Origin of the sequence: Pseudomonas putida (genome assembly GCF_001941965.1) — a bacterium.
GTDB classification, from domain to species: Bacteria; Pseudomonadota; Gammaproteobacteria; order Pseudomonadales; family Pseudomonadaceae; genus Aquipseudomonas; species Aquipseudomonas putida_L.
Genome location: NZ_MKZO01000036.1, coordinates 177,871 through 202,472 on the forward strand (window position 1 = coordinate 177,871; position 24,602 = coordinate 202,472).

Consider the following 24,602-nt stretch of genomic DNA (forward strand, 5'->3'; position numbering starts at 1 on the left):
GTTTCAACGACCGCGCAGGAACAGTTTGTCCAGGTCGTCCAGGCCCATCTGGGTCCAGGTCGGGCGACCGTGGTTGCATTGACCGCTGCGCTCGGTGTTTTCCATGTCGCGCAGCAGGCCGTTCATTTCCGGGATGGCCAGGCGCCGGTTGGCGCGTACCGCGCCGTGACAGGCCATGGTCCCGAGCAGCTCGTTCAGGTGTGCCTGGATGCGGTCGCTGGTGCCGTATTCCATCAGGTCGGCGAGCACATCCTGCACCAGGCGATTGGCCTCGGCCTGCTTGAGCAGCGCCGGGATCTGCCGGATCGCCAGGCTTTCAGGGCCCAGGCGCTGCAATTCGAAGCCCAGGCGCTGGAACCACTGCGCATGTTCTTCCGCGCAATCCGCCTCGCGCTGGCTCAGGGCCAGTGACTCCGGCACCAGCAGCGGCTGGCCGCTCAGGCCTTCGCTGGCCATGGCGATCTTCAGGCGCTCGTACATGATCCGCTCATGGGCCGCGTGCATGTCCACCAGCACCAGGCCATGGGCGTTCTCCGCAAGGATATAGATGCCTTTCAATTGCGCCAGGGCGTAGCCCAGCGGCGGAATGTCGCGCTCGCTTTCCGGCAGCGGCGCCGGCTGTGCGTTGGCCAGCGGGGCATAGAACTCGCGATAGGCCTCGCGGGCTTCCTGGACCGGAACGCCGGCCGTTGGCCGCGGCGTGTAGTTGTACTGGTAGCCAGCGCCGGCAGGAGTGGAAACCGAGGGCGCGGCAACCGGCTGCTCCAGCACCGCGGCGGACAGACGCATCTCGCCCTGCGGCCCGAATTCCCCGGCCTGAACGCCGCTTGGCCGGATGAGTTCCTCGGTCGCCGCCGGTGCCGCGACCTGGTCGTCCGGCCGCACATCCGCCAGCGCCCGGTGCAGGGTGCCGTAGAGGAAGTCGTGGACCATGCGCCCGTCACGGAAGCGGACTTCGTGCTTGGTCGGGTGGACGTTGACGTCGACCCCGGTCGGATCGAGTTCGAGGAACAGCACGAAGGTCGGGTGCCGACCGTTGAACAGCACATCGCGATAGGCCTGGCGCACCGCGTGGGCAACCAGCTTGTCGCGCACTGCGCGGCCATTCACGAAGAAGTACTGGAGATCCGCCTGGCTGCGCGAGAAGGTCGGCAAGCCGACCCAGCCCCAGAGGCGCAGACCATTGCGCTCGATCTCGATCGGCAGCGCCTGTTCGAGAAAGCCCGGACCGCAGATCGCCCCGACCCGCCGCGCCCGGGACAGGTCGTCCGGCGCTTCGTGAAGGCTGAGGATGCTCTTGCCGTTATGACGCAGATGGAAGCCGACATCGAAGCGCGCCAGCGCCAGGCGCCGGATCACTTCCTGGAGATGGTCGAACTCGGTCTTCTCGGTCTTGAGGAACTTGCGCCGCGCCGGGGTATTGAAGAACAGGTCGCGCACTTCCACCGACGTGCCGACCGGGTGGGCGGCGGGCTGGACCCGGGGTGCCATGTCGCGGCCTTCGGTTTCCACCTGCCAGGCCTGCTGGGCATCACGGGTTCGCGAGGTCAGGGTCAGGCGTGCCACCGAGCTGATCGAAGCCAGCGCCTCGCCGCGAAAACCCAGGCTCATCACCCGTTCCAGGTCCTCGAGGTCACGGATCTTGCTGGTGGCGTGACGGGCCAGGGCCAGCGGCAGGTCATCGGAGGCGATACCGCTGCCATCGTCACGCACCTTGAGCAGCTTGACCCCGCCCTGCTCCACTTCCACATCGATGCGCCGGGCACCGGAGTCGAGGCTGTTTTCCAGCAGTTCCTTGATCACCGAGGCCGGCCGCTCGACCACCTCGCCGGCGGCGATCTGGTTGGCGAGACGGGGGCTGAGCAGTTCGATGCGCGAAGCCGAACTCATGGCTGGCCCGCCAGGGTGGTGGCGGGGATGTCGAGGTTCTGGCCAACTTTCAGCTCATCGCTTTTCAGGCTGTTGCTGCTGCGCAGGCTGGCGACGCTGACCTGGTAGCGCACGGCGATCATCGCCAGGGTCTCGCCCGGACGCACCGTGTGCTCGCGCGGGCCCTGGGCAATCTTGCCGGTGTCACGCAACCAGGCGATATAGGTGCCCGGCGGCGGGTTCTGCTGGAAGAACTGCTTCACGCCACTGTGGATCGAGCGCGCCAGGGATTGCTGGTGGCTCGCCGTGGCCAGCTTGGCAGCCTCGTTGGCGTTGGAGATGAAGCCGGTTTCCACCAGGATCGACGGGATATCCGGCGACTTCAGCACCATGAACCCGGCCTGTTCCACACGGCGCTTGTGCAGCGAGGTGACCCGGCCGATATTGCCCAGCACCTTCTGCCCGACGTTCAGGCTGGAGCTGAGGGACGCGGTCATCGACAGGTCGAGCAGCACCCCGGCGAGCATGCGGTCCTTGTCGTCGAGGCTGACGTTGCCGGCACCACCGATCAGGTCGGAACGGTTTTCACTGTCCGCCAGCCAGCGTGCAGTCTCGGAGGTGGCGCCACGATCGGACAGGGCGAACACCGAGGCACCGAAGGCAGCCTTGGACGGCGCGGCGTCGGCGTGGATCGAGATGAACAGGTCGGCGCCCTTCTTGCGGGCGATCTCGGTGCGTTTGCGCAGCGGGATGAAGTAGTCGCCGGTGCGGGTCAGCTCGGCACGGAAGCCCTTCTCGGTATTGATCTGGCGCTGCAGCTCCTTGGCGATCTGCAGGACGATGTCTTTCTCGTGCTGGCCGCGGGAGCCCGAGGCACCCGGGTCCTCACCGCCGTGACCGGCGTCGATGGCGATGACGATATCGCGCTTGCCATTCGGCACCGGCGGCAGCTTGATCGCCGGTTGCGCCGGGGTGACCGGTACGGCAGGCGGCGTGGCGGCGGTAGCGGCCGGGGTCGGCGGGGTGGCGGGCGCAGAGGCGGCGATGGCGTCGGCTTCCTGGTCGTACAGGTCGACCACCAGGCGGTTGCCGTACTGGGCGTTGGGCGCCAGGGTGAAACTCTTCGGGGTGACCGACTTGTTCAGGTCGATCACCACGCGCAGGTCGTTAGGCGTGCGCTGCGCCGAGCGCACCGCAGTGATCGGGGTATTTGAAGTGGACGCGGTCAGCGGCGCAGCCAGGGTGGCGCCATTGATATCGATGACCAGGCGATCCGGTGCGGTCAGGGTGAAGACGCTGTGCTCCACCGGGCCGGACAGGTCGAAGACCAGCCGGGTGTTGTCCGGCGCGCGCCACAGACGCATGCTCTTGACCTGCGAGGCCGCGAAGGCCTCGACGGTCACTGCCGTAAGCAGCAGTCCTACGACGGCAACCAGTGCGCGAAAGCGCATACCTTTCCCCATTTCTATTTGAATTCCACGGCCAGAGCGGCACACCAGGCTTCACCGCGAGCACCTTGCGGCGACAGGCTCAACGACCGGCCGCCCGCCTGGGGGCTTATGGTAATGGTCAGGTCCGGCTTTGGCAAAATGCCCTCACCCTTGTCCGGCCACTCGAAGAGACACAGTGCGTCGCCTTCGAAATAGTCGCGAATCCCCATGAATTCCAGCTCTTCCGGATCGACCAGGCGATAAAGGTCGAAGTGAAAAGCTCGGACTTCACCAATCTCGTAGGGTTCCACAACAGTAAATGTAGGACTTTTCACAGCACCGGTATGCCCGAGGCCGCGAATGATGCCTCGGGACAGGGTGGTCTTGCCGGCGCCGAGGTCGCCTTCGAGAAAGATCACACCATGGCCTTGGGTCACCTGGGCGACACGTGCGCCAAAGTCGACCATGGCCTGCTCGTCGGCCAGAAACAGGGTTATGCCTGACACGCTGAATGCTCCTCCAACAACTGACGAATAGACGGGACCAGATCATGGGCCGCCAGGCCGCGCCCCTGGTCACCCAGGCGTTCACCGGCGCAGGCGTGCAGCCAGACGCCAAGGCAGGCGGCGTCCCAGGCGCTCATGTCCTGGGCCAGCAAGGCGCCGAGCACACCGCTCAACACATCGCCCAGGCCGGCCCCCGCCATGGCCGGATGCCCGCGCTTGCACAGCGCCAACTGGCCATGGGGATCGGCAACCAGGGTCCCCGCGCCCTTGAGCACGCTCACCGCCGCATATTTGCGCGCCAGCTTACGTGCCGCGCCGGGACGATCGGCCTGCACCGCCTCGGTGGAAATCCCCAGCAACCGTGCGGCCTCGCCGGGATGCGGGGTAATGATGCTGCCGCGCACCAGCGCCATGGGCGCCGAGGCCAGCAGGTTCAGGGCATCGGCATCCCAGATCTGCGGCAGGGCCGAACTGGCCACCGCCGACAGCAGGCTGCGGCCCCAGGCGGCCTGGCCCAGTCCGGGCCCGACCACCAGCACCGAGGCGCGCTCGATCGGCGCCATCAGTTGGTTGGCCGAGTGCACGCCAAGGCTCATGACCTCGGGAAGCCGGGCCAGGGCGGCGGGTACATGCTCGGGACGCGTGGCCACGGACACCAGCCCCGCGCCACAGCGCAAGGCGGCCTCGGCACCCAGCAGGACCGCGCCGCCGGTGCCGCGATCACCACCCACGATCAGGACATGGCCGAACTGCCCCTTGTGGGCATTGAATGGCCGCGCCGGCAGGCTCGCCAGGGCGTCACGGGTGAGCACCAGCGGCTCGTGTGAAGGGTGTTTGGTCTGAGGCATGCGTCGTTGGGCTCCGATGTCTGGCAGAATTATACGCACCTGTCCTTTTATTGCCCTATTTCGCATGTCCGTCTCTTCCATCGACCTCCCCGCCCTCGCCCAATCCATCAAGGAGTGGGGGCGCGAACTGGGTTTTGCCCACGTCGGCATCTCCGGCGTGGAGCTGGCCGAGCACGAACAGCACCTGGAACGCTGGCTGGCAGCCGGCTACCACGGCGAGATGGACTATATGGGCGCCCACGGCAGCAAGCGCTCCCATCCCGACGAACTGGTGCCCGGCACCGTGCGCGTGGTCTCGCTGCGCATGGACTACCTGCCCGGCGACACCCAGATGGCCCAGCGCCTGGCCCAGCCGGAACAGGCCTATATCTCCCGCTACGCCCTCGGCCGCGACTACCACAAACTGGTGCGCAAGCGCGTGCAGCACCTGGCCGAGCGCATCCAGAAGGAAATCGGCCCGTTCGGCTTCCGCGCCTTCGTCGACAGCGCCCCGGTGCTGGAAAAGGCCATTGCCGAACAGGCCGGCCTCGGCTGGATCGGCAAGAACACCTTGCTGCTCAACCGCAAGGCCGGTAGCTATTTCTTCCTCAGCGAGCTGTTCGTCGACCTGCCGCTGCCGGTGGACGAAGCCCAGGCCACCGAGCATTGCGGCCGGTGCAGCGCCTGCCTGGATATCTGCCCAACCAAGGCCTTCGTCGGGCCTTACGTGCTGGATGCGCGGCGCTGCATTTCCTACCTGACCATCGAACTGAAGAACGCGATTCCCGAGGAACTGCGCTCGATGATCGGCAACCGCGTGTTCGGCTGCGATGACTGCCAGATCGTCTGTCCGTGGAACCGCTTCGCCAAGGAGACGGCGGAAAACGACTTCAAGCCGCGCCATGGCCTGGACAATGCCGGCCTGGCGGAGCTGTTCATGTGGGATGAGGAGCGTTTCCTCGCCAGCACCGAGGGTTCGCCACTGAGGCGTGCCGGCTATGAGCGCTGGCTACGCAACCTGGCGGTCGGCCTGGGCAATGCGCCGTCGACCATCCCGGTGCTGGACGCCCTCAATGCCCGCCGCGACTACCCGTCCGAGCTGGTCCGCGAGCATGTGGAATGGGCACTCAGGCAGCACACCGAGCGTCAGTGCTCGTCGTTGTAGTGGAACTTGGGCATTTCCCAGTGGAAGCGGATCGCCAGCAACCGCAGCAGGAAGCCGCCGAACAGGGTGATCAGGATCGACTGCTCGGCCGGTAGCTTGAGGTACACGCAGCCCATGTAGCACCAGGCGGCGGCGAAGGACACGCTGGCATACAGTTCGCGCCGGAACACCAGCGGGATGTCGTTGCAGAAGATGTCCCGGAGGATACCGCCAAAGACCCCGGTGACCACGCCACTGATGGACGCTACCAGCATGCCATGGCCCAGTTCCAGGGCGGTCATGCAGCCGATCAGGGTGAAGGCCACCAGGCCCAGGGCGTCGAGCACCAGGAACAGCGAGCGCAGATGGCGCATCAGCGGCGCGATGAAGATGGTCAGCAGCGCGGCGACGCTGGTCAGCACCAGGTATTCCGGGTGCTTGACCCAGGTGAGCGGGTAGTGGCCCAGCAGCACGTCGCGCACCGAACCGCCGCCCAGTGCGGTGACGCAGGCGATCAGCACCACCCCGAACCAGTCCATGCCGCGGCGGCCGGCGGACAGCGCACCGGTCATGGCTTCGGCGGTGATCGCGATGAGGTAGAGCATCAACAGCATGGCGCGGGGTCCTGGCAGAAAGGCGCGCAGTCTAACCAGTTGCTGCTGGCACCAAAAGGGGGCACAAGACTTCTAGTGATGCTGATGGCCTCATCGCTGGCAAGCCAGCTCCCACAGTGTCCGAGGCGCTGCCGAACCCTGTGGGAGCTGGCTTGCCAGCGATAGGGCCAGTGGCCACGACTCAGAACTTGATGAAATGCTTGCGGTAGTGCTGCAACTCGGCAATCGACTCACGAATATCATCCAGCGCCAGGTGCGTGCTGCCCTTCTTGAACCCGTCCTTCACCTCAGGCGCCCAGCGGTCGGCCAGCTCTTTCAGGGTCGAGACGTCCAGGTTGCGGTAGTGGAAGTAGTTTTCCAGCCCGCGCATATGGCGATACAGGAAGCGGCGGTCCTGGCAGATGCTGTTGCCGCAGATCGGCGACTTGCCCTTCGGCACCCATTGCTCGAGGAAGGCAATGGTCTGCGCCTCGGCCTCGGCCATGTCGATGGTGCTTTCGCGCACGCGCTGGGTCAGGCCGGACGCACCATGGGTACGGGTGTTCCAGTCGTCCATGCGGGCGAGGATCTCGTCGCTGTGATGGATCGCGATCACCGGGCCTTCGGCCAGAGTGTTCAGGTTGCTGTCGGTAACGATGGTCGCCATCTCGATGATGACGTCGTGATCAGGGTCCAGACCGGTCATTTCCAGGTCGATCCAGATCAGATTCTGTGGGTTTTGCATAAGTCGGACTCCTCGGTAGCTGCGCAGTTTAGCCTAGTGGAGCGTGCTAAACTCGACGCCGTTTCAACATCCCCGCTTTAAATCGACGAGACATTCATGGCCAAACGCCAGCTCAACCGCCGCCAGAACTGGCGCATCGAAAAAATCCAGGAAGAACGGGCCGCCCGTGCGGCCAAACGCGAGGAGCGCGCCCTGGAGGTGCTCGAAGGCGGCGACCTGGGGCCTGAACAGACCGGCCTGGTGATCGCCCACTTTGGCGTGCAGGTCGAGGTCGAGGCCGATGACGGCGAGGAAGCCGGCCAGGTTTTCCGCTGCCACCTGCGCGCCAACCTGCCGGCGCTGGTGACCGGCGACCGCGTGGTCTGGCGCGCCGGCAACCAGGGTATCGGCGTGATCGTCGCACAACTGCCGCGCAGCACCGAGCTGTGCCGGCCCGATAGCCGTGGCCAGCTCAAGCCGGTGGCGGCCAACGTCGACCTGATCGTGATTGTCTTCGCCCCGGCACCCGAGCCCCACGCCAACCTGATCGACCGCTACCTGGTGGCGGCCGAGCACGCCGGCATCCGTCCGCTGCTGTTGCTGAATAAGGCCGACCTGATCGACGAGCAGAACGCCCCGGCACTGAATGCGTTGCTGGCGGTTTACAGGCAACTGGGCTATCCGCTGCTGGAAGTCTCGGCGCACCAGGGCGATGGCATGGAGCAATTGAAGAAGATGCTCGACGGCCACATCAGCGTGTTCGTCGGCCAGTCCGGGGTCGGCAAGTCGTCGCTGGTCAACAGCCTGCTGCCGGAAGTGCAGACCCGGGTCGGCGCGCTGTCGGAGTGGTCCGGCCAGGGCCAGCACACCACCACCACCGCGCGCCTGTACCACTTCCCCGGTGGCGGCGAGCTGATCGACTCCCCGGGTATCCGCGAATTCGGCCTGGTGCATGTCAGCCGTGACGACGTCGAAGCCGGCTTCATCGAGTTCACCGACCTGCTCGGTACTTGCCGCTTCCGCGACTGCAAGCATGACCGCGAGCCCGGCTGCGCCCTGCTCAAGGCCCTCGAAGACGGGCGGATCCAGCAGCAACGGATGAACAGCTACCGCTCGATCATCGCCAGCCTGCCGCAGGACACTTACTGATCCTGTAGTCCATTTCTGTAGGACCGTTCATACGGCAACGTAGGACGGTTCTTTGTTTCTAGCCATCTATTGCCGGGTTGAAGGAATTCACTGATCGTCGCCGCTTTCACCAGAAAGGACGCCTCGTGATGCCTGTATTCATCAGCTACCGCCACCCAGACCGCCTCGACGCGTTCGTAATCAACGAACGACTCAAGCTCGAAGGCATCAACACCTGCCTCGAATTGTTCGACCCGCAGGCCCGGCAGACCACCGACGACATCTGCACCCTGTTCAACACCAACATCAATGCCTGCACGCACATGATCACCGTGCTTGGCCAGGGTGGCGGGGATGAGTGGTGGATACCCTTCAGCCTCGGCAGCGCGACCCAGCTCAACCGTCGCCTGGCGTTCTACCAGTGCGAAGGCAGCCAGCCCGGCTATTTGGAGCGCTGGCCGACCCTGACCCGGCGCGAGCATATCGACCTGTTCGTCAGTGCCTACCACGATGAGCAGACCTTCCGCCGGGCGATCAGCAAGGATGCGGCGGAGACCAATCGTAATAATGCGGAGTTTTTCCACACGGACCTGAAGGCCCGCCTGCGCCGGGGCTTCTAAGGCGAACCGCACCCCCCTGTGAGACTTGAACAATGATGGTGTCTTGACGGGCCAATCGCCGGCAACGCCGGCTCCCACAGGGACCGCATACACCGCAAAAACCTGTGGGAGCCGGCGTTGCCGGCGATGAGGCCATCAGCCACAACACCATAAAAAAGCCCGCCGGGATCGCTCCGGGCGGGCTTTTCATTGCGGCTCGCTTACTGCTGCTTGCCTGGCTCGTCCATCTTCAAGGTACCGTCCTCGAAGATATTCAGCTTCTGGCGCAACTCCTGCGGCTGCATCGGTTCCGGCACCGGCTCGGCGGGCGCCGCAGCACCCGGTACCGCCGGAGTGCCATCCGGGTTGGTCGCAGGGGCCTGCTGACCGTCCGTTGGCGACTGCTCGCCCTCGATCGCCCGCTGCGCCTTCTTGGTCAGCACCACGATATCGATGCGCCGGTTCACCGGGTTCTGCGGATGCTCGCGGTCGAACAGCGACGAGGAGGCATAACCCACCACCCGCGCCACCTGCCCGTCCGGATAACCACCGGCGACCAGCGCACGCCGCGCGGCGTTGGCGCGGTTGGCCGAGAGCTCCCAGTTGCCGAACTCGCCGCTGCCGGAATACGGCTTGGCATCGGTATGGCCACTGACGCTGATCTTGTTCGGCACCGTCTTGATGGTGTCGGCCATGGCCAGCAGGATGTCTTCGAAATACGGCTTCAGCCGCGCACTGCCGAGGTCGAACATCGGCCGGTTCTCGGCATCGACGATCTGGATGCGCAGGCCGTCCTGGGTGATCTCGAAGAGAATCTGGTCCTTGAACTTCTGCAGCTCCGGACTCTGCTCGACCTTGTTCTGCAGTTCCTGCAGGACCAGCTCAAGGCGCTCGCGCTCGACCTGCTCGGCCAGGCTCTCGGCCTGCTCCGGGCTGACCACGCTGCTTTCCGGTGTCGGCGCCGCCTGCTGTTCCGGGTTGATGGTCTTTTCCGGTGCCAGTTCGGGCGAGCCACCGAGGTCGATGATGTACGGCGTGCCACTTTCCGAGAACCCGATCGGGTCCTTGAAATAGCCGGCGATGGCGATCTTCTGTTCCGGCGTGGCCGTGGACAGCAGCCAGAGCACGAGGAAGAACGCCATCATCGCCGTGGCGAAGTCGGCGAAGGCGATCTTCCACGCACCACCATGATGGCCACCGCCGAAGCGCTTGACGCGCTTGATGATAATCGGCTGATTATTTTCCATGGATCAGCGACCGCGGACTGCTTGTTCCAGCTCGGCGAAGCTCGGACGGTGCTTCGGATAGAGCACCTTGCGTCCGAATTCCACGGCCAGCGAAGGCGGCATGCCGGAGGCCGACGCCACCAGGGAGGCCTTGATCGCTTCGTAGGTGTTCAGCTCTTCCTTGGCATCGTGGGCCAGGGAGGTCGCCAGCGGGCCGAAGAAGCCGTAGGCCGCGAGAATACCGAAGAAGGTACCCACCAGCGCCGCACCTACGTGCATGCCGATGGCCGCCTGGTCACCCTCGCCCAGCGAGGCCATGGTCACCACGATACCCAGTACCGCTGCGACGATACCGAAACCGGGCATGCCGTCGGCGATACCGGTCACCGCGTGGGACGGGTGCTCCAGCTCTTCCTTCATGCTCAGCAGTTCCATGTCGAACAGGCCTTCCAGCTCGTGGGGAGCCATGTTGCCGGTGGACATGATGCGCAGGTAGTCACAGACGTACGCGGTCATGCGCTCGTCCTTCAGCACCGCCGGGTACTTGGCGAAGATGGGGCTCGCCGCGGCATCCTCGATGTCGCCCTCGATCGCCATCATGCCTTCGCGGCGGCTCTTGTTGAGGATCTCGTAGACCAGGCCGAGCACTTCTATATAGAAGGCGTGGGAAAAGCGGCTGCTGAACATGCTCAGCGACTTTTTCACCACATGCATGGTCATATAGCCAGGGTTGGCCTGCAGGAACGCACCGAACGCGGCACCGCCAATGATCAGCACCTCGAAAGGCTGGATCAGGGCCGCGATCTTGCCGTGGGAGAGCACATATCCGCCTAGCACGCTCGCGAATACGACAATGATGCCGATAATTTTAGCCATAGATAGAAAGCACTTACTGTCGGGGTCTTGGGTGAGGACGGAAGTTAGTAAATCTCTTCTTCTACTTATCGGCAGTTCTGCGCCAGACTATAGCCAGTCAAGGCGAAAAGCCAGCTTGGCCCACTTCCAGCATGCTTAGTGAAACCATCGTGCCAACTACGAATCCGAAGACTCTAGACGCCTGGATCAAACTACTGGACGGTACCCCTCTACCAGTCCCGTGCCATAGCCACGACCGCGTGAAAGAAGCGCTCGCGGACAGCCGCCGTTCGCTGCGCGACATTGCCGAAGTGATGCAGGATAGTCCGGCTTTGGTGCTTGGGGTAATGCGCGAAGCGAATCGGCATACCCACGCCACCATCGCCGAGCCGGCAGAGAATCTCGAGGTCGCGCTCAACCGTCTCGGCCTGGCCCGCGTCGATGCCTTGATGCAGCGCCTGCCGACCGCGCCCGTCGAACAGATCCCCCTGGCCCTGCGCCAATTGCAGATGATCAGCCAGCACGCCAGCCAGCAGGCCAGCGGCCTGTTCGCCAGCCGCCTGGCGCGGCTCTGGCAGGACATCCACTGGGGCAGCCTGCTGTTTCTTTCGCCCCTCTGGCCGCTGGCCCTGACCCATCCGCAACTGCTGGAAGAATGGGAAGTGCGCGTGGTCCATCGCGGCGAGCCGGCCCCCAAGGTCGAGCGCGAGCTGTTCGGCGTGCGCCTGCTCAGCCTGTGCCAGGCCCTCGCCGAGTTCTGGCACCTGCCGACCTGGGTCACCCAGGGCTATCACCTGTTGCAGGAAGAGCGCCGCTCGCTGGCCAAGGTCATGCACATCGCCCGCCTGCACAAAAGCCCGCTGCGCCAGCAACAGAAGCTGGATGCCGACCCGGAACTGCGGCGCTGGCTGAACCATCCGGCCAACACCGTGATGCTGGCCAACGGCGTGGCCCTGGCCGCGCAGCATGCCTGGACCGGCGCCCATATCCGCCGCTGGCAACAGCTGATCAGCCTGTACCTGCAGGCAGCGCTCGAAGACGTCCAGGTGCAGAACCACCAGCAGGCGGCGGCCAGTGCGCGCAAGCATGGGCTGCAAGGCGTATTCCATCCGGCGCAGATGCTGCTCTGGCCCGCCGATGCCCGCTACATCCCGCGCGGCATGCAGCAGGCGAGCACCCCGGACACCAAGGCCCTCGGCGACTGGCGCAAATACTGCGCCGACCTGCTCACCGAGCCGAGCCCGTTCTCCAACGCCATGCACCTGACCACCTACGCCCGCGAAGCCCTGCAGGCCTGCGGGATGAAACGGGTGCTGCTGTTGATGTGCGACAAGACCCAAAGCTACCTGCGCGTCCACCAGTTGGCGGGCCTGCCGCAACAGGCCGCCAGCCTCACGGTACCGGTGGAACAGAGCAAATTGCTGCAACGCCTGCTTACACAATCGGCACAACTGCGCCTCACCCCGCAGAACCATGCGCAGTTCTCCGCCCTGCTTCCAGGCAGCCTGCGCGTGCTGTTCCGTGGCGAACACCTGCTGCTGCGTTCGCTGTCGAACAACGGCAAAGTGATCATGCTGCTGATGGCCGACCAGGGCGGCGGCCCGTTCTCCGAAGTCAGCGTCCAGGCCTTTGCCAGGACGGCCCAGTGCCTGGAGCGCGCCCTCGCCACCTTCAGCAACCGCGGCGCCTGACCCTGCGCTACAATCGCCACCCTCTGTTCCGCTCTGGAGTTTCTGGATGACTGACTTTTCCGGCTTGCCCCTGGTGATCGAACCGGCAGACCTGCAGCCGCGCCTCGCTTCGCCGGAGTTGATCCTGGTCGACCTGACCAGCGTCAACCGCTACGGCAGCGGCCATCTTCCCGGTGCCCGTTTCGTCGATCCCAAGCGCACGCAACTGGGTCAGCCGCCAGCACCCGGCCTGGCCCCGGCCAAGACCGAACTGGAAAAACTCTTCAGTGAACTGGGCCATCGCGCCGACGCCACCTACGTGGTCTACGACGACGAAGGCGGCGGCTGGGCCGGACGCTTCATCTGGCTGCTGGATGTGATCGGCCACCAGCGCTACCACTACCTCAACGGTGGCGTGCAGGCCTGGCCGGCCAACCTGCTGAGCACCGAGGTCCCGGCCAACGCTACGGCGCCGGTCAGCCTGGTGCTGCATGACGAGCCCACCGCCACCCGCGAATACCTGCAAAGCCGTCTCGGCGCCGCCGACCTGGCGATCTGGGACGCGCGCAGCCCCGGCGAATACCGTGGCGAAAAAGTCCTCGCCGCCAAGGGCGGACACATCCCCGGCGCGGTCAACTTCGAGTGGACCGCCGGCATGGACCTGAACGACGCCCTGCGCATCCGCAAGGACATGCCGCAGATCCTCGAACAGCTGGGCATCAGCAAGGACAAGGAAGTCGTTACCCACTGCCAGACTCACCACCGCTCGGGCTTCACCTACCTGGTGGCCAAGCACCTGGGCTACCCACGGGTCAAGGCGTACGCCGGCTCCTGGGGCGAATGGGGCAACCATCCGGACACGCCCGTCGAAGTTTAAGGAAACCCAATGAAATCCCGTTTGTTCATCATCAGCCAGTACCTGCTGCCCCATCACCTGCTCTCGCGCCTGGCCGGCTGCGTGGCCGAGTGCCGCGTGCGCTGGTTCAAGAACGCCTTCACCGCCTGGTTCGCCAAGCGCTACCAGGTCGACATGTCCCAGGCCCTGGTCGAAGACCTGACCGCCTACGAGCACTTCAACGACTTCTTCACCCGGGCCCTGAAGCCGGGCGCCCGCCCGCTGGATGAAACCCCGGGCGCGATCCTCTGCCCGGCCGACGGTGCCATCAGCCAGCTGGGTCCGATCGAGCACGGCCGCATCTTCCAGGCCAAGGGCCACAGCTACAGCGCCCAGGAACTGCTCGGCGGCGATCCGGCCAATGCCGCGCCGTTCATGGGCGGCGAGTTCGCCACCGTGTACCTGTCGCCGAAGGACTACCACCGCGTGCACATGCCGCTGGCCGGTACCCTGCGGGAGATGATCTACGTGCCGGGCCGCCTGTTCTCGGTGAACCAGACCACCGCGGAAAACGTCCCGGAGCTGTTCGCCCGCAACGAGCGCGTGGTCTGCCTGTTCGATACCGAACGCGGGCCGATGGCCGTGGTGCTGGTGGGTGCGATGATCGTCGCCTCGATCGAGACGGTGTGGGCCGGCCTGGTCACCCCGCCGAAGCGCGAGCTGAAGACCTTCCGCTACGATGAAGCCTCCCGTGCGCCGATCCATCTGGAGAAAGGTGCCGAACTGGGTCGCTTCAAGCTGGGTTCGACCGCCATCGTGCTGTTCGGCCCCGAGCAGGTGAAGTGGGCCGAAAGCCTCGGCGCCGGCTCGCCGGTCACCATGGGCCAGGGCATGGCCCTGCCGGTCGCCCCGCACGCCTGATCCCTGAGGCAGCTGCAAGCTACAAGCTGCAAGCCATAAGAAAAAGCAGACCGATGCGCTGGCTGCTTTTCCTTACAGCTTGCGGCTTAAAGCTTACAGCTCGATATGACTGCGGAAGCCGATCGGGCCTTCGTTGTCATAGGTGTTGGTGCCATCGAGGCTCTTGCCTCCGTCGTTCGACTTGACGCTCAGGGCAACCACGCTCTGGTTGTCGCGCCCGCCGATGACCCATTCGCCACCCGGATGCCAAGGGGCATCGTTGCCGCCCCACTGGTTCTGGACTTCGTAGCGGTTGTGGGCGATGCGCTTGGCCTTGAAGCCGATCGGACCTTCGCCCGAGTAGGTCATCTGGCCCTTGAAGGTCACGCCACCGTCACCGGAACGGATATCGACGGCCACCACCTTCTGGTTGTCCCGCGCACCGAGCTGCCAGGTTCCACCCGGATGCCACGGTGCACTGTTACCGCCCCATTGGTTCTGAACTGCGTACTTGTTCGCCATGAACTTCATCTCCTTGAAGTTGCTGATGGGAGACCGGCCAGTGTCCCGACCGGCCGTGCGACCCTCGGTACGGGCCGCACGCGAGCAAGCCTAGTCGGCGCTCAAAGAACGCCAGGGCACAAGGGACGAATGGTTAGAACCATTCGCTCTATCACGCGCCTTCGCGGTCGCGCATGCCCAGCAGGTAGAGCACGCCATCGAGGCCGAGGGTGGAGATCGCCTGCTTGGCCGACTGGCGCACCAGCGGCTTGGCACGGAAAGCCACGCCGAGGCCGGCGATAGCCAGCATCGGCAGGTCGTTGGCGCCGTCACCGACCGCGATGGTCTGCTCCATCTGCAGGCCTTCCTTGCGCGCCAGCTCGGTGAGCAGGTCGGCCTTGCGCTGGGCGTCGACGATCGGCTCGATGGCCACGCCGGTCACCTTGCCGTCGACCACTTCCAGTTCGTTGGCGAACACGTAGTCGATGCCCAGCTTGGCTTGCAGTTGCTTGGCGAAATAGGTGAAGCCGCCGGAGAGGATGGCGGTCTTGTAGCCGAGGCGCTTGAGTTCGGCGAACAGGGTTTCCGCGCCCTCGGTCAGGCGCAGCGAGGCGCCGATATCGTCGAGCACGTTGACGTCCAGGCCCTTGAGCAGTGCCAGGCGCTCCTTGAAGCTGGCGCGGAAGTCCAACTCGCCGCGCATGGCGCGCTCGGTGATTTCCGAGACCTGCTCGCCGACGCCGGCGGCCTTGGCCAGTTCGTCGATCACTTCGGCCTCGATCAGCGTCGAGTCCATGTCGAACACCGCCAGGCGGCGGTTGCGGCGGAACAGCGAATCCTGCTGGAAGGCGATATCGACGCTCAGTTCCTGGCCGACACTGAGGAATTCGGCACGCAGGGCCTGGGGATCGGCCGGTTCGCCGCGCACGGAGAACTCGATGCAACCCTTGCCCTGCTCCACCGGGGTGTCCAGCGCCACGCGACCGGACAGGCGGTCGATATGGTCGATGTTCAGCCCGTACTTGGCGGTGATGGAGCTGACGCGCTGCAATTGCTCGGCGGTGACCTTGCGGGTCAGCAGGGTCACGATGTGGCGTGGCTTGCCCTGGTTGGACACCCAGTTGCGGTAGTCTTCTTCCGAGACCGGGGTGAAACGCACCTGCTGGTTCAGTTCGTAGCCGGTGAACAGCAGGTCCTTGAGTACCGAGGAGCCCTGCTCGGTGCCGGGAATCTCGACGAGGATGCCGAACGACAGGGTGTCGTGGATCACCGCCTGGCCAATATCGAGGATGTTCACACCGCCACGGGCCAGAACGCCGGTAATGGCCGCGGTCAGACCCGGACGGTCCTCACCGGTGATGTTGATCAAGACGATTTCGCGCAAGACGGGCTCCAGGACGTGCAAAAAATGCGCATTCTACCGCCTTTTGCGGACCATCGGGCGCAGTCGATGCTTTGCCGCCCGAAGGGCGCTCGCTATACTGCGCAGCAATTTCTCCGTCATAAAGAGCCGCGCTCAGTGAACCGGCCCACGCCCGTCAAAACCGACAACTTCTTCCTGCTGATCTTCCGTGCCCTGCGTCAGCGTCGCGTGCCACTGGCACTGCGCATCGCCTGCCACAACATTTTCCTGGTTGCCCTGGCGCTGGTGATCTACGCCTGCGTGATGGGTTTGCAGTTCAAGGAAGCCATGCACGAACAGGCCGACGCCCTCGGGCAGAGCCTGACCACCCAGACCGCGACCTCGGCCACCGAGCTGCTGGTGTCCAACGACATCCTCAGCCTCAACGTGCTGCTCGGCAACCTGGTGAAGAACCCGCTGGTGGCCCATGCCGCGATCTACAGCGTGGACAACCGGATTCTTGCCGAAGCCGGCCAGCGCCCGAAGAACAGCCTTCTTGGCGAGGCCGAGGGCCTGTACCAAACCAAGATCACTTTCCAGGACGTCACTGCCGGGCAACTGCGCATCAGCCTCGACATGAGCCAGTTCCAGCAGCCGATGACCATCAGCATGCAGAGCATGGGCATCCTGGCCGGGATCCTGCTGGCCTTGGCGCTGACCATGAGCCTGCGCCTCGGGCGCTACGTCTCCACACCGTTGCTGCAACTGCGGGTGTGGCTGCGTGACCTGGACGAATACACCCCGGCCACCGAGCGCCAGGACGAGATCGGCGACCTCGCGCGCCAGTTGCACGCACGCTTCGCCCCGCCGCCAAAGCCGGTCGAGCCCGAGCCGGAAATCGAGGACGAGTTCGAGGAAGACGCCGAGCCGTTCGAAGTGCGTGATCTGCGCGATCCGGAGTTCGACGAAGCGCCCGCGGTGGTGCGTCCGGTCAAGCGCGTGGTGGAAGCTGAAGAAGACGAAGATGACGACGCCTTCGCCGACCTGCGTGACGACGCCGTGCCGGCTGCCGCGCCGGTCGCCGCCAAGCCGGTCGCTCCACGTGAACCGACGAAAAGCGCCGTGCTGGCCGTGCAACTGGGTTCTCAGGAGCAACTGCGCCGCCTGCCCCGCGCCCGCCTGACCGAGCTTCTGGAGCGCTACCGCGACTGCCTGGACCAGGCGGCGTCGCTGTATGAAGGTGAAGTGCAGACGCTCAACGATGGCAGCACCCTGTTGCTGTTCCACAGCCAGGACAGTGGCGAGGATTACCTGACCAATGCCATCTGCTGTGGCGAACTGTTGCGGGCCCTGGGTCATGCCTTGCAGGTAGAAGTGGCCGACAGCGGCATTACCTTGCAACTGCAGTTGGGCCTGGCGCTGGGTGAAAACCTGAATGGCCTGAGCCAGATCGACCTGCTGCTGACCGAAAAGGCCCAGGATGCCCTGGCCCTGTCGCAGCACAGCCGTAATCTGCTGCTGGTGGAACGCAAGATCAGTGATGACGCGCTGATTCGCCAGCGTGCGCGGATCCGCCCGATTGCCAGCCCTGAGGGCGCCTGTTGTGTGGAGCGCTTGATGGAGCCTTATCCGTCGATGCTGGAACGGCAGCTGGCGCGGATGCATGAGCGGCAGGTGAAGAACTGATATTTGCGGTGCTGCTGATGGCCTCATCGCTGGCAAGCCAGCTCCCACAGTGTCTGCGTCGAGCACAAATCTTGTGGCAGACCACAGAACCTGTGGGAGCTGGCTTGCCAGCGATGAGGCCAGAACAGACTATGCAGTTTCCAGCCCCCAATAAAAAAGCCCGCATCACTGCGGGCTTTTTTTATTGGGTTCAGATCAGAACCGGAACACTTCCATATCGGTACGAATCGGCGAAGCCATCGGGATCTTCGGCTTCTCCGGCTCCTTGCGCACCTGCACCGGTGCCGCCGGTTTTTTCGCCGGGGCCTCTTCCGCCAGCGCTGGCTGGTTGGCCAGCGGCTTGAGCGCAGTGCTCAGCTGTTCCGCCAGCTTCTGCAGCAACTGGCCCTGGGCCTGAACCTGTGCCGCCGAACTACCCGCATGGGGCTGCTCAAGGTGGACGATACGGTTATCCCGCACCTGGCCACGACGGTCCAGCAAGCGCCATTGCGCATCGAGGATCGCCGGCTGGTTAGCCCCGGAATCCAGGCGGGTGATCGACAGCAACACCTGCACATCCGGATTGAAGCCGGCATTGGCCGGCGCCAAAACCACACGCTGGCTATCCAGGCGCCAGGCCAGCTGACGCACCAGCAACTGATCGATATCCGCCGACAGACTGCCCGCCCAGCGACCGTCCGTCGCCGCAGTCAGGCTGCCGTCGGTCTGACGCTGCAGCAAAGTCTCGCGTTGCAGGTAGTCGGCAACCGATACCGGCCCCAACACCACCGACATGCCGGCCGCCTGCTTTGGCTGGCCCGGCTCGCCACTGTCGAGCTGATACAGCGCGACCGGCTGGTGCATGCTGCACCCTGCCAGGCCGAGAACGCCGGTCAGCAGAAGAACAAATGGAAGGCGCAGAAAAGTCATCATCCCATCCAGGCGGCCACCACACGGCACCGCAGTGATACTCATGAATTCAGTCGGGCACCCGGCCACGCCGGCGCCACAGGGGGGCTATCATCCGCGAAAATACGGCCTGACTCCAGTATTTACGCCCGGAACGTGTAGGAAATTACCGTTTCCGGGCGTGTATTTGCCTTACTCGGGAGCGTCGACCAGCAACGCATCGACCCGCTGGAAGCCCCGTGGCAGCTTGTTGCCCCGGCGCCCGCGCTCGCCCTTGTAGTGCTCCAGGTCTTCACCCTTGAGTGACAGGGTACGCTTGCCGGCCTGCAATACAAGGGTCGCCCCGTCGGAGAGTACGGCCATGTCCGTGACATATTCTTCACGACTGGCTACCCGATCCCCGGGAATACCGATGATCTTGTTGCCCTTGCCTTTGCCCAGTTGCGGCAGGTCGCTGATCTTGAACACCAGCAGGCGACCTTCGGTGGTGACCGCCGCCAGCCAGTTCTGCTCGCGGTCCGCCACCGGCCGTGGTGCCAGCACCTTGGCCCCATTGGGCAGGCTGAGCAGGGCTTTACCGGCCTTGTTCTTGGCCTGCAGGTCCTCGCCCTTGACCACGAAGCCATAACCCGCGTCGGACGCGATCACATACAGGGCGTCGTCATCCGGCAGCAGCACGCATTCGAAGGCCGCGCCCGGCGGCGGCGTCAGACGACCGGTCAAGGGTTCGCCCTGGCCCCGTGCCGAAGGCAGGGTGTGGGCCGCCACCGAATAACTGCGCCCGGTGGAGTCGATGAACACGGCGAACTGGTTGGAACGCCCCGCCGCCGCCACCTTGAAACCGTCACCGGCCTTGTAGGACAGCCCGGTGGCATCGATATCGTGCCCCTTGGCGCAACGCACCCAGCCTTTTTCCGACAGAACGACCGTCACCGGCTCGGTCGGCATCAGCTCGTTTTCCGACAGGGCCTTGGCCTCGGCACGGGCAACGATTGGCGACCGGCGGTCGTCGCCGTAGGTTTCCGCATCCTTGATCAGCTCGGTGCGCACCAGCTTGCGCAGTTTGGTGTCGCTGCCCAGCAGAGCCAGCAGCTTGGCCTGCTCTTTCAGCAGTTCTTCCTGCTCGCCGCGGATCTTCATCTCTTCCAGTCGCGCCAACTGGCGCAGACGGGTTTCGAGGATGTAGTCGGCCTGGATCTCGGTCAGTTCGAAACGGGCAATCAGCGCCTGCTTGGGCTGGTCCTCGGTGCGGATGATGTGGATCACTTCGTCGAGATTGAGGAAGGCGGCCAGCAAGCCGTCCAGCAGGTGCAGGCGGCGCTCGACCTTGTCGAGGCGGAATTTCAGGCGCCGACGAACGGTAGCAATCCGGAACTCCAGCCACTCCAGCAGCAGTGTCCGCAGGTTTTTCAACTGCGGCCGGCCATCGAGGCCGATGATGTTGACGTTGACCCGGTAGCTCGACTCCAGGTCGGTCGTGGCGAACAGATGCTGCATCAGTTCATCGAGGTCGACCCGGTTGGAGCGGGCGATGATCACGATGCGGCACGGGTTCTCGTGGTCAGACTCGTCACGCAGGTCGGTGACCATCGGCAGCTTCTTGGCCTGCATCTGCGCGGCGATCTGTTCCAGCACCTTGGCCCCGGAGACCTGGTGCGGCAGCGCGGTGACAACGATATCGCCGTCTTCGATGCGATAGACGGCGCGCATGCGGATCGAGCCGCGACCGCTTTCGTAGATTTTCAGCAGTTCGGCACGCGGGGTGATGATTTCCGCTTCGGTCGGATAGTCCGGGCCCTGGATATGCTCGCAAAGCTGCTCGATGGTGGCTTTCGGCTCGTCCAGCAGGCGCACACAGGCGCTGGCGACTTCCCGCAGGTTGTGCGGCGGTACGTCGGTGGCCATGCCCACGGCGATGCCGGTGGTGCCGTTAAGGAGGATATTCGGCAAACGTGCCGGCAAAACGGCAGGTTCGTCGAGGGTACCGTCGAAGTTCGGCACCCAGTCCGCCGTGCCCTGGCCCAGTTCGCTGAGCAGCACTTCGGAATAACGGGAAAGCCGCGCCTCGGTGTAACGCATGGCCGCGAAGGACTTCGGATCGTCCGGCGCACCCCAGTTGCCCTGGCCGTCGACCAGGGTGTAGCGGTAGCTGAACGGCTGCGCCATCAGCACCATGGCTTCGTAGCAGGCCGAATCGCCGTGGGGATGGAATTTACCGAGCACGTCACCGACGGTACGCGCCGATTTCTTGTGCTTGGAGTCGGCATCCAGGCCCAGTTCGCTCATGGCATAGACGATGCGCCGTTGCACCGGCTTCAGGCCGTCGCCGATATGCGGCAAGGCGCGGTCCATGATCACGTACATGGAATAGTTGAGGTAGGCCTGTTCGGTGAAGTCGGCCAGTGACCGGCGCTCTACGCCATCGAGGCTCAGATCAAGGGAGTCGCTCATGCGGGCCTCATCAGTTCAAGGTCTGGCGCAGCAGCAAGGTGCCGCCGCGCTGGGTGAATTCAAGTTGTTTCAGGGCACTCATGCCCAGCAATACCTGGCTGCCGTCGAGCCCCGGGACCACCAGGGCGCGCACGTCGCGCAGCAGGATATCGCCCAGTTGCACGCTGTCCAGACGGGTGCGATAACCCTCTGCGCGGCCATTGGCGGTGCTGACCGTGACCGGTGCACCGCGCTCGAGACCGAAGTCCCGGGCCAGGGGCTCGGGAATCGCCACGTCGGTAGCGCCGGTATCCAGCAGGAAATGCACGGCCTGGCCGTTGATCAGGCCATCGGCGACGAAATGCCCCTGGCCGTTGCCGAGCAGGCGCACTTCGACGAAGCCGTCACCGTGTTGCGAGGTGACCTGGCTGTTGGGGTTGGCCTGCTTGTCTTCCCACGCGCCGAAAAAGCGCGTGGCCAGGAACAGTCCGGCCGCCCAGGCCAGAACCATGAACACCCGCCCGATCCGCTGGCCCGGGGTCTGGCTCATTTCTTCGCGCTCCAGCCGCCTTTCGGCGCAGCGAAGCGCCAGACAATCGGGCGATCCTCGCCATCGGCGCGGGTGCCGTTGTTGTTGTCGATGCCGATCCAGGCGCCTTCGGCGTCGATCACCAGGGCTTCGGCCAGGCCGTAGGGCTGGCTGTATTGGCGCTGTTCGGTCAGCGCTTCGCCGGCAAAGGACCAGCAACGCTCCACCTGCGCACTCTGGGCGTCACGCCGGCAAATGCGGTAGGCATTGCGCTCGAGGGTGAACAGCTTGCCCTCGAACAGCGCCAGGTCGGAGAAGTCCCGGGACACCTCGCGGGCCTTGGGGAACTGGTCCGGCTGCATTTCCGTGCCGGCTTCGCTGAGCAGGACGCAGGCGTCGCCGCAGGTCCAGGTGCTTTGCTTGCGGTTGACCAGCAGCAGCCCGCGACGCTCGCGCTCGGCCGCCAGCCACAGGCGGTCGCCCGCCGGACTGACGGCCAGGCCTTCGAACAAGGCATTGAAATGCAGGAGCATGCCGCTGGCCCGGGCCTGGCGAATCATCGCCGGATCGATCTTCAGCCAGTTCGGCTCGCCTTCCACGGGTACTTCCAGTACGGCGGCATGGGCTTCGCTGACGATGTACTTGTTGCCGGCCGCGTCACAGCTGATGCCTTCGAAATCCAGATCGCCGCCGCGCACCAGCGAAGCCGCCCACTGCCGCGAGCGCAGGCCCAGCGGGAAGCCGGGGTCCGGCACCGCCGGCGCCGCCAGCGGCTGGCCGAGCGCCTGCCACACGTGGCTGGCGGTATCGAGCTTGTAGATCAGATCGTCGTCGCGGTCGGAAACAGTCCACAGGGCGCCATTGCACTGCGCCAGACCCGACAGGTTGCCGCCGCGCATGCCTTCGACCGGGTGCTCCGAAAGCATGGTCAGTTCCGGCCACGGATCGGCCATGGCCGGCACCGCGACCAGGGTCAGCAGTGCCGCCAGCAAACCACGGATCAAGCCATGACCTCGGCCAGGTTGCCGTTGCTTTCCAGCCAGGACTTGCGGTCGCCCGCGCGTTTCTTGGCCAGGAGCATGTCCATCATCTCGCGGGTTTTCTCGAAGTCATCAAGGGTCAGCTGGACCAGGCGCCGGGTATTCGGGTCCATGGTGGTTTCGCGCAGTTGCGGCGGGTTCATCTCGCCGAGCCCCTTGAATCGGGTGACCTGCGGCTTGCCGCGCTTCTTCTCGGCCACCAGGCGGTCGAGGATGCCGTCACGCTCGGCTTCGTCGAGGGCGTAGTAGATTTCCTTGCCCAGGTCGATACGGTACAGCGGCGGCATCGCCACGTAGACGTGACCGGCCTCGACCAGCGGACGGAAATGCTGGACGAACAGGGCGCACAGCAGGGTCGCGATGTGCAGGCCGTCGGAGTCGGCGTCGGCGAGGATGCAGATCTTGCCGTAGCGCAACTGGGTCAGGTCGGCAGCGCCCGGATCGACGCCGATGGCCACGGCGATGTTGTGCACTTCCTGGCTGGCGAGGACTTCGCCGCCGTCCACTTCCCAGGTGTTGAGGATCTTGCCGCGCAGCGGCAGGATCGCCTGGAATTCCTTGTCCCGCGCCTGCTTGGCGGAACCGCCTGCGGAATCACCCTCGACCAGGAACAGTTCGGCGCGCATCGGATCCTGGCCCGCGCAGTCGGCCAGCTTGCCGGGCAGCGCCGGGCCCTGGGTGACGCGCTTGCGCTCGACCTTCTTGCTCGCCTTGAGGCGGCGACCGGCGTTGCTGATGGCCAGCTCGGCCAGTTGCATGCCCAGTTCAGGGTGCGCGTTGAGCCACAGGCTGAAGGCGTCCTTCACCACGCCGGAGACGAAGGCCGCGGCCTCGCGGGACGACAGGCGTTCCTTGGTCTGCCCGGAGAACTGCGGCTCCTGCATCTTCATCGAGAGGACGAAGGTGATGCGCTCCCAGACGTCTTCCGGCGCCAGCTTGACGCCACGGGGCAGCAGGTTGCGGAATTCGCAGAACTCGCGCATCGCATCCAGCAGGCCCTGGCGCAGGCCGTTGACGTGGGTACCGCCCTGGGCGGTGGGAATCAGGTTGACGTAGCTTTCCTGGACACTGTCGCCACCTTCCGGCAGCCATAGCAGGGCCCAGTCCACGGCTTCCTTGTTGCCGGCCAGGCTGCCGCAGAATGGCTCGTCCGGCAGGCGCAGGTACTCGCTGACCGAGTCGACCAGGTAGGAACGCAGGCCGTCCTCGTAATGCCACTCGACCTTCTCGCCGGTGCTCTTGTCCTCGAAGGTCACCGACAGGCCCGGGCACAGCACGGCCTTGGCCTTGAGCACGTGCTTGAGGCGGCTGACGGAGAATTTCGGCGAGTCGAAGTACTTCGGATCCGGGGCGAAATACACGCTGGTACCGGTATTGCGCTTGCCGACGCTGCCGATGACTTCCAGCTCGCTGGCCTTGAAGCCGTCGGCGAAGGTCATCTGGTACTCGTTGCCATCGCGCTTGACCCGCACCCGCACCTGGGTCGACAGGGCGTTGACCACCGAGATGCCGACGCCGTGCAGACCACCGGAGAACTGGTAGTTCTTGTTGGAGAACTTGCCGCCGGCGTGCAGCTTGGTGAGGATCAGCTCGACCCCCGACACACCCTCTTCCGGGTGGATGTCCACCGGCATGCCGCGACCGTCGTCGCTGACCTCCAGGGAGTGGTCGGCGTGGAGGATCACCTGCACCGAACGGGCGTGGCCGGCCAGGGCTTCGTCGACACTGTTGTCGATGACTTCCTGGGCCAGGTGGTTGGGGCGGCTGGTGTCGGTGTACATGCCCGGACGCTTGCGTACCGGGTCAAGGCCCGAGAGGACTTCGATGGCGTCTGCGTTATAGGCGCTAGCGCTGGGATTGGCCATGGGTTCTCGTCGTCA

22 protein-coding genes are annotated in these 24,602 nt (G+C 64.8%); 7 read left to right on the forward strand and 15 right to left on the reverse strand.

All coding sequences use genetic code 11. The features are described 5' to 3' along the window. Nucleotides 1-3: 3 nt before the first annotated feature. The 4 genes from mutL to PSEMO_RS20370 are packed head-to-tail and all read right to left on the reverse strand — an operon-like array spanning nt 4 to nt 4,653. Nucleotides 4-1,890, reverse strand: coding sequence for a DNA mismatch repair endonuclease MutL (gene mutL, locus PSEMO_RS20355; protein ID WP_075804768.1), 1,887 nt, complete (start codon nt 1,888-1,890; stop codon nt 4-6). Next, nucleotides 1,887-3,332: an N-acetylmuramoyl-L-alanine amidase gene (locus PSEMO_RS20360; RefSeq protein ID WP_178392028.1), complete on the reverse strand. Its 1,446-nt coding sequence runs from the start codon at nt 3,330-3,332 to the stop codon at nt 1,887-1,889. Before PSEMO_RS20360 ends, mutL begins: the two co-directional genes overlap by 4 nt. A 2-nt stretch (nt 3,333-3,334) precedes the next feature. Continuing rightward, on the reverse strand, nt 3,335-3,805 hold the full coding sequence (gene tsaE / locus PSEMO_RS20365; RefSeq protein WP_075804769.1) for a tRNA (adenosine(37)-N6)-threonylcarbamoyltransferase complex ATPase subunit type 1 TsaE: 471 nt from the start codon (nt 3,803-3,805) through the stop codon (nt 3,335-3,337). Further along, nucleotides 3,793-4,653: an NAD(P)H-hydrate dehydratase gene (locus PSEMO_RS20370; RefSeq protein WP_075804770.1), complete on the reverse strand. Its 861-nt coding sequence runs from the start codon at nt 4,651-4,653 to the stop codon at nt 3,793-3,795. The genes tsaE and PSEMO_RS20370 overlap by 13 nt, the downstream gene beginning before the upstream one ends. A 64-nt stretch (nt 4,654-4,717) precedes the next feature. Between PSEMO_RS20370 and queG the strand changes: the two genes are divergently transcribed. Then, on the forward strand, nt 4,718-5,797 hold the full coding sequence (queG, locus tag PSEMO_RS20375) for a tRNA epoxyqueuosine(34) reductase QueG (RefSeq protein WP_075804771.1): 1,080 nt from the start codon (nt 4,718-4,720) through the stop codon (nt 5,795-5,797). On the opposite strand, the gene PSEMO_RS20380 is transcribed toward queG, so the two are convergent. Then, nucleotides 5,779-6,390, reverse strand: coding sequence for a trimeric intracellular cation channel family protein (locus PSEMO_RS20380; protein ID WP_075804772.1), 612 nt, complete (start codon nt 6,388-6,390; stop codon nt 5,779-5,781). The two genes, queG and PSEMO_RS20380, sit on opposite strands and share 19 nt — an antisense overlap. A 181-nt stretch (nt 6,391-6,571) precedes the next feature. Next, entirely contained in the window at nt 6,572-7,114 is a 543-nt protein-coding gene (gene orn / locus PSEMO_RS20385) for an oligoribonuclease (protein WP_075804773.1), read from the reverse strand. A gap of 96 nt (nt 7,115-7,210) precedes the next feature. On the opposite strand from orn, the gene rsgA reads away from it, so the two are divergent. Both rsgA and PSEMO_RS20395 read left to right on the forward strand, forming a co-directional pair. Next, entirely contained in the window at nt 7,211-8,242 is a 1,032-nt protein-coding gene (gene rsgA / locus PSEMO_RS20390; RefSeq protein ID WP_075804774.1) for a small ribosomal subunit biogenesis GTPase RsgA, read from the forward strand. Nucleotides 8,243-8,370: 128 nt separating this feature from the next. Continuing rightward, entirely contained in the window at nt 8,371-8,841 is a 471-nt protein-coding gene (locus tag PSEMO_RS20395) for a molecular chaperone Tir (protein WP_075804775.1), read from the forward strand. A 200-nt stretch (nt 8,842-9,041) separates the two neighbouring features. On the opposite strand, the gene motB is transcribed toward PSEMO_RS20395, so the two are convergent. Further along, a complete protein-coding gene (gene motB, locus PSEMO_RS20400; protein ID WP_075804776.1) occupies nt 9,042-10,067 on the reverse strand; it encodes a flagellar motor protein MotB in 1,026 nt (341 codons plus the stop codon). A 3-nt stretch (nt 10,068-10,070) separates the two neighbouring features. Next, nucleotides 10,071-10,922 (reverse strand): flagellar motor stator protein MotA, encoded by an 852-nt coding sequence (gene motA / locus PSEMO_RS20405; protein ID WP_075804777.1) that lies wholly within the window; start codon nt 10,920-10,922, stop codon nt 10,071-10,073. 131 nt (nt 10,923-11,053) lie between these two features. Here motA and PSEMO_RS20410 point away from each other — a divergent pair, with 131 nt between their 5' ends. The 3 genes from PSEMO_RS20410 to asd are packed head-to-tail and all read left to right on the forward strand — an operon-like array spanning nt 11,054 to nt 14,327. Next, nucleotides 11,054-12,592, forward strand: coding sequence for an HDOD domain-containing protein (locus PSEMO_RS20410; protein WP_075804778.1), 1,539 nt, complete (start codon nt 11,054-11,056; stop codon nt 12,590-12,592). A 46-nt stretch (nt 12,593-12,638) separates the two neighbouring features. Continuing rightward, a complete protein-coding gene (locus PSEMO_RS20415) occupies nt 12,639-13,448 on the forward strand; it encodes a rhodanese-like domain-containing protein (RefSeq protein WP_075804779.1) in 810 nt (269 codons plus the stop codon). 9 nt (nt 13,449-13,457) lie between these two features. Then, nucleotides 13,458-14,327, forward strand: coding sequence for an archaetidylserine decarboxylase (asd, locus tag PSEMO_RS20420; protein WP_075804780.1), 870 nt, complete (start codon nt 13,458-13,460; stop codon nt 14,325-14,327). Between the two features lie 93 nt (nt 14,328-14,420). Here the strand turns inward: asd and PSEMO_RS20425 are convergent, their stop codons facing one another. After that, nucleotides 14,421-14,828, reverse strand: coding sequence for a lectin OAA family protein (locus PSEMO_RS20425; RefSeq protein WP_178392029.1), 408 nt, complete (start codon nt 14,826-14,828; stop codon nt 14,421-14,423). Nucleotides 14,829-14,979: 151 nt separating this feature from the next. Continuing rightward, nucleotides 14,980-16,191 (reverse strand): phosphoserine phosphatase SerB, encoded by a 1,212-nt coding sequence (serB, locus tag PSEMO_RS20430; protein WP_075804782.1) that lies wholly within the window; start codon nt 16,189-16,191, stop codon nt 14,980-14,982. Nucleotides 16,192-16,326: 135 nt separating this feature from the next. Here serB and PSEMO_RS20435 point away from each other — a divergent pair, with 135 nt between their 5' ends. Continuing rightward, nucleotides 16,327-17,835 (forward strand): HAMP domain-containing protein, encoded by a 1,509-nt coding sequence (locus tag PSEMO_RS20435; protein ID WP_075804783.1) that lies wholly within the window; start codon nt 16,327-16,329, stop codon nt 17,833-17,835. 195 nt (nt 17,836-18,030) lie between these two features. Here PSEMO_RS20435 and PSEMO_RS20440 read toward each other — a convergent pair whose 3' ends face one another. The 5 genes from PSEMO_RS20440 to parE form a co-directional block, all read right to left on the reverse strand. Continuing rightward, complete coding sequence (locus PSEMO_RS20440) at nt 18,031-18,744, reverse strand: PqiC family protein (RefSeq protein ID WP_075804784.1); 714 nt, start codon at nt 18,742-18,744, stop codon at nt 18,031-18,033. 171 nt (nt 18,745-18,915) lie between these two features. Beyond that, nucleotides 18,916-21,174, reverse strand: coding sequence for a DNA topoisomerase IV subunit A (gene parC / locus PSEMO_RS20445; RefSeq protein ID WP_075804785.1), 2,259 nt, complete (start codon nt 21,172-21,174; stop codon nt 18,916-18,918). A 10-nt stretch (nt 21,175-21,184) separates the two neighbouring features. Continuing rightward, entirely contained in the window at nt 21,185-21,703 is a 519-nt protein-coding gene (locus PSEMO_RS20450) for a retropepsin-like aspartic protease family protein (RefSeq protein ID WP_075804786.1), read from the reverse strand. After that, the gene (locus PSEMO_RS20455; protein ID WP_075804787.1) at nt 21,700-22,686 is read right to left on the reverse strand and encodes an esterase-like activity of phytase family protein; all 987 of its coding nucleotides are present in this window, start codon (nt 22,684-22,686) and stop codon (nt 21,700-21,702) included. The genes PSEMO_RS20450 and PSEMO_RS20455 overlap by 4 nt, the downstream gene beginning before the upstream one ends. Further along, nucleotides 22,683-24,587, reverse strand: coding sequence for a DNA topoisomerase IV subunit B (gene parE / locus PSEMO_RS20460; protein ID WP_075804788.1), 1,905 nt, complete (start codon nt 24,585-24,587; stop codon nt 22,683-22,685). Before parE ends, PSEMO_RS20455 begins: the two co-directional genes overlap by 4 nt. Nucleotides 24,588-24,602 lie beyond the last annotated feature (15 nt).

Excerpts from the sequence above, each read along its gene's own strand:
- mutL (WP_075804768.1), bottom strand. The coding sequence starts at position 1,890 with ATGAGTTCGGCTTCGCGCATCGAACTGCTCAGCCCCCGTCTCGCCAAC.
- PSEMO_RS20360 (WP_178392028.1), bottom strand. The coding sequence starts at position 3,332 with ATGGGGAAAGGTATGCGCTTTCGCGCACTGGTTGCCGTCGTAGGACTG.
- PSEMO_RS20370 (WP_075804770.1), bottom strand. The coding sequence starts at position 4,653 with ATGCCTCAGACCAAACACCCTTCACACGAGCCGCTGGTGCTCACCCGT.
- queG (WP_075804771.1), top strand. The coding sequence starts at position 4,718 with ATGTCCGTCTCTTCCATCGACCTCCCCGCCCTCGCCCAATCCATCAAG.
- PSEMO_RS20380 (WP_075804772.1), bottom strand. The coding sequence starts at position 6,390 with ATGCTGTTGATGCTCTACCTCATCGCGATCACCGCCGAAGCCATGACC.
- orn (WP_075804773.1), bottom strand. The coding sequence starts at position 7,114 with ATGCAAAACCCACAGAATCTGATCTGGATCGACCTGGAAATGACCGGT.
- rsgA (WP_075804774.1), top strand. The coding sequence starts at position 7,211 with ATGGCCAAACGCCAGCTCAACCGCCGCCAGAACTGGCGCATCGAAAAA.
- PSEMO_RS20395 (WP_075804775.1), top strand. The coding sequence starts at position 8,371 with ATGCCTGTATTCATCAGCTACCGCCACCCAGACCGCCTCGACGCGTTC.
- motB (WP_075804776.1), bottom strand. The coding sequence starts at position 10,067 with ATGGAAAATAATCAGCCGATTATCATCAAGCGCGTCAAGCGCTTCGGC.
- motA (WP_075804777.1), bottom strand. The coding sequence starts at position 10,922 with ATGGCTAAAATTATCGGCATCATTGTCGTATTCGCGAGCGTGCTAGGC.
- PSEMO_RS20410 (WP_075804778.1), top strand. The coding sequence starts at position 11,054 with ATGCTTAGTGAAACCATCGTGCCAACTACGAATCCGAAGACTCTAGAC.
- PSEMO_RS20415 (WP_075804779.1), top strand. The coding sequence starts at position 12,639 with ATGACTGACTTTTCCGGCTTGCCCCTGGTGATCGAACCGGCAGACCTG.
- asd (WP_075804780.1), top strand. The coding sequence starts at position 13,458 with ATGAAATCCCGTTTGTTCATCATCAGCCAGTACCTGCTGCCCCATCAC.
- PSEMO_RS20425 (WP_178392029.1), bottom strand. The coding sequence starts at position 14,828 with ATGGCGAACAAGTACGCAGTTCAGAACCAATGGGGCGGTAACAGTGCA.
- PSEMO_RS20440 (WP_075804784.1), bottom strand. The coding sequence starts at position 18,744 with ATGACTTTTCTGCGCCTTCCATTTGTTCTTCTGCTGACCGGCGTTCTC.
- parC (WP_075804785.1), bottom strand. The coding sequence starts at position 21,174 with ATGAGCGACTCCCTTGATCTGAGCCTCGATGGCGTAGAGCGCCGGTCA.
- PSEMO_RS20450 (WP_075804786.1), bottom strand. The coding sequence starts at position 21,703 with ATGAGCCAGACCCCGGGCCAGCGGATCGGGCGGGTGTTCATGGTTCTG.
- parE (WP_075804788.1), bottom strand. The coding sequence starts at position 24,587 with ATGGCCAATCCCAGCGCTAGCGCCTATAACGCAGACGCCATCGAAGTC.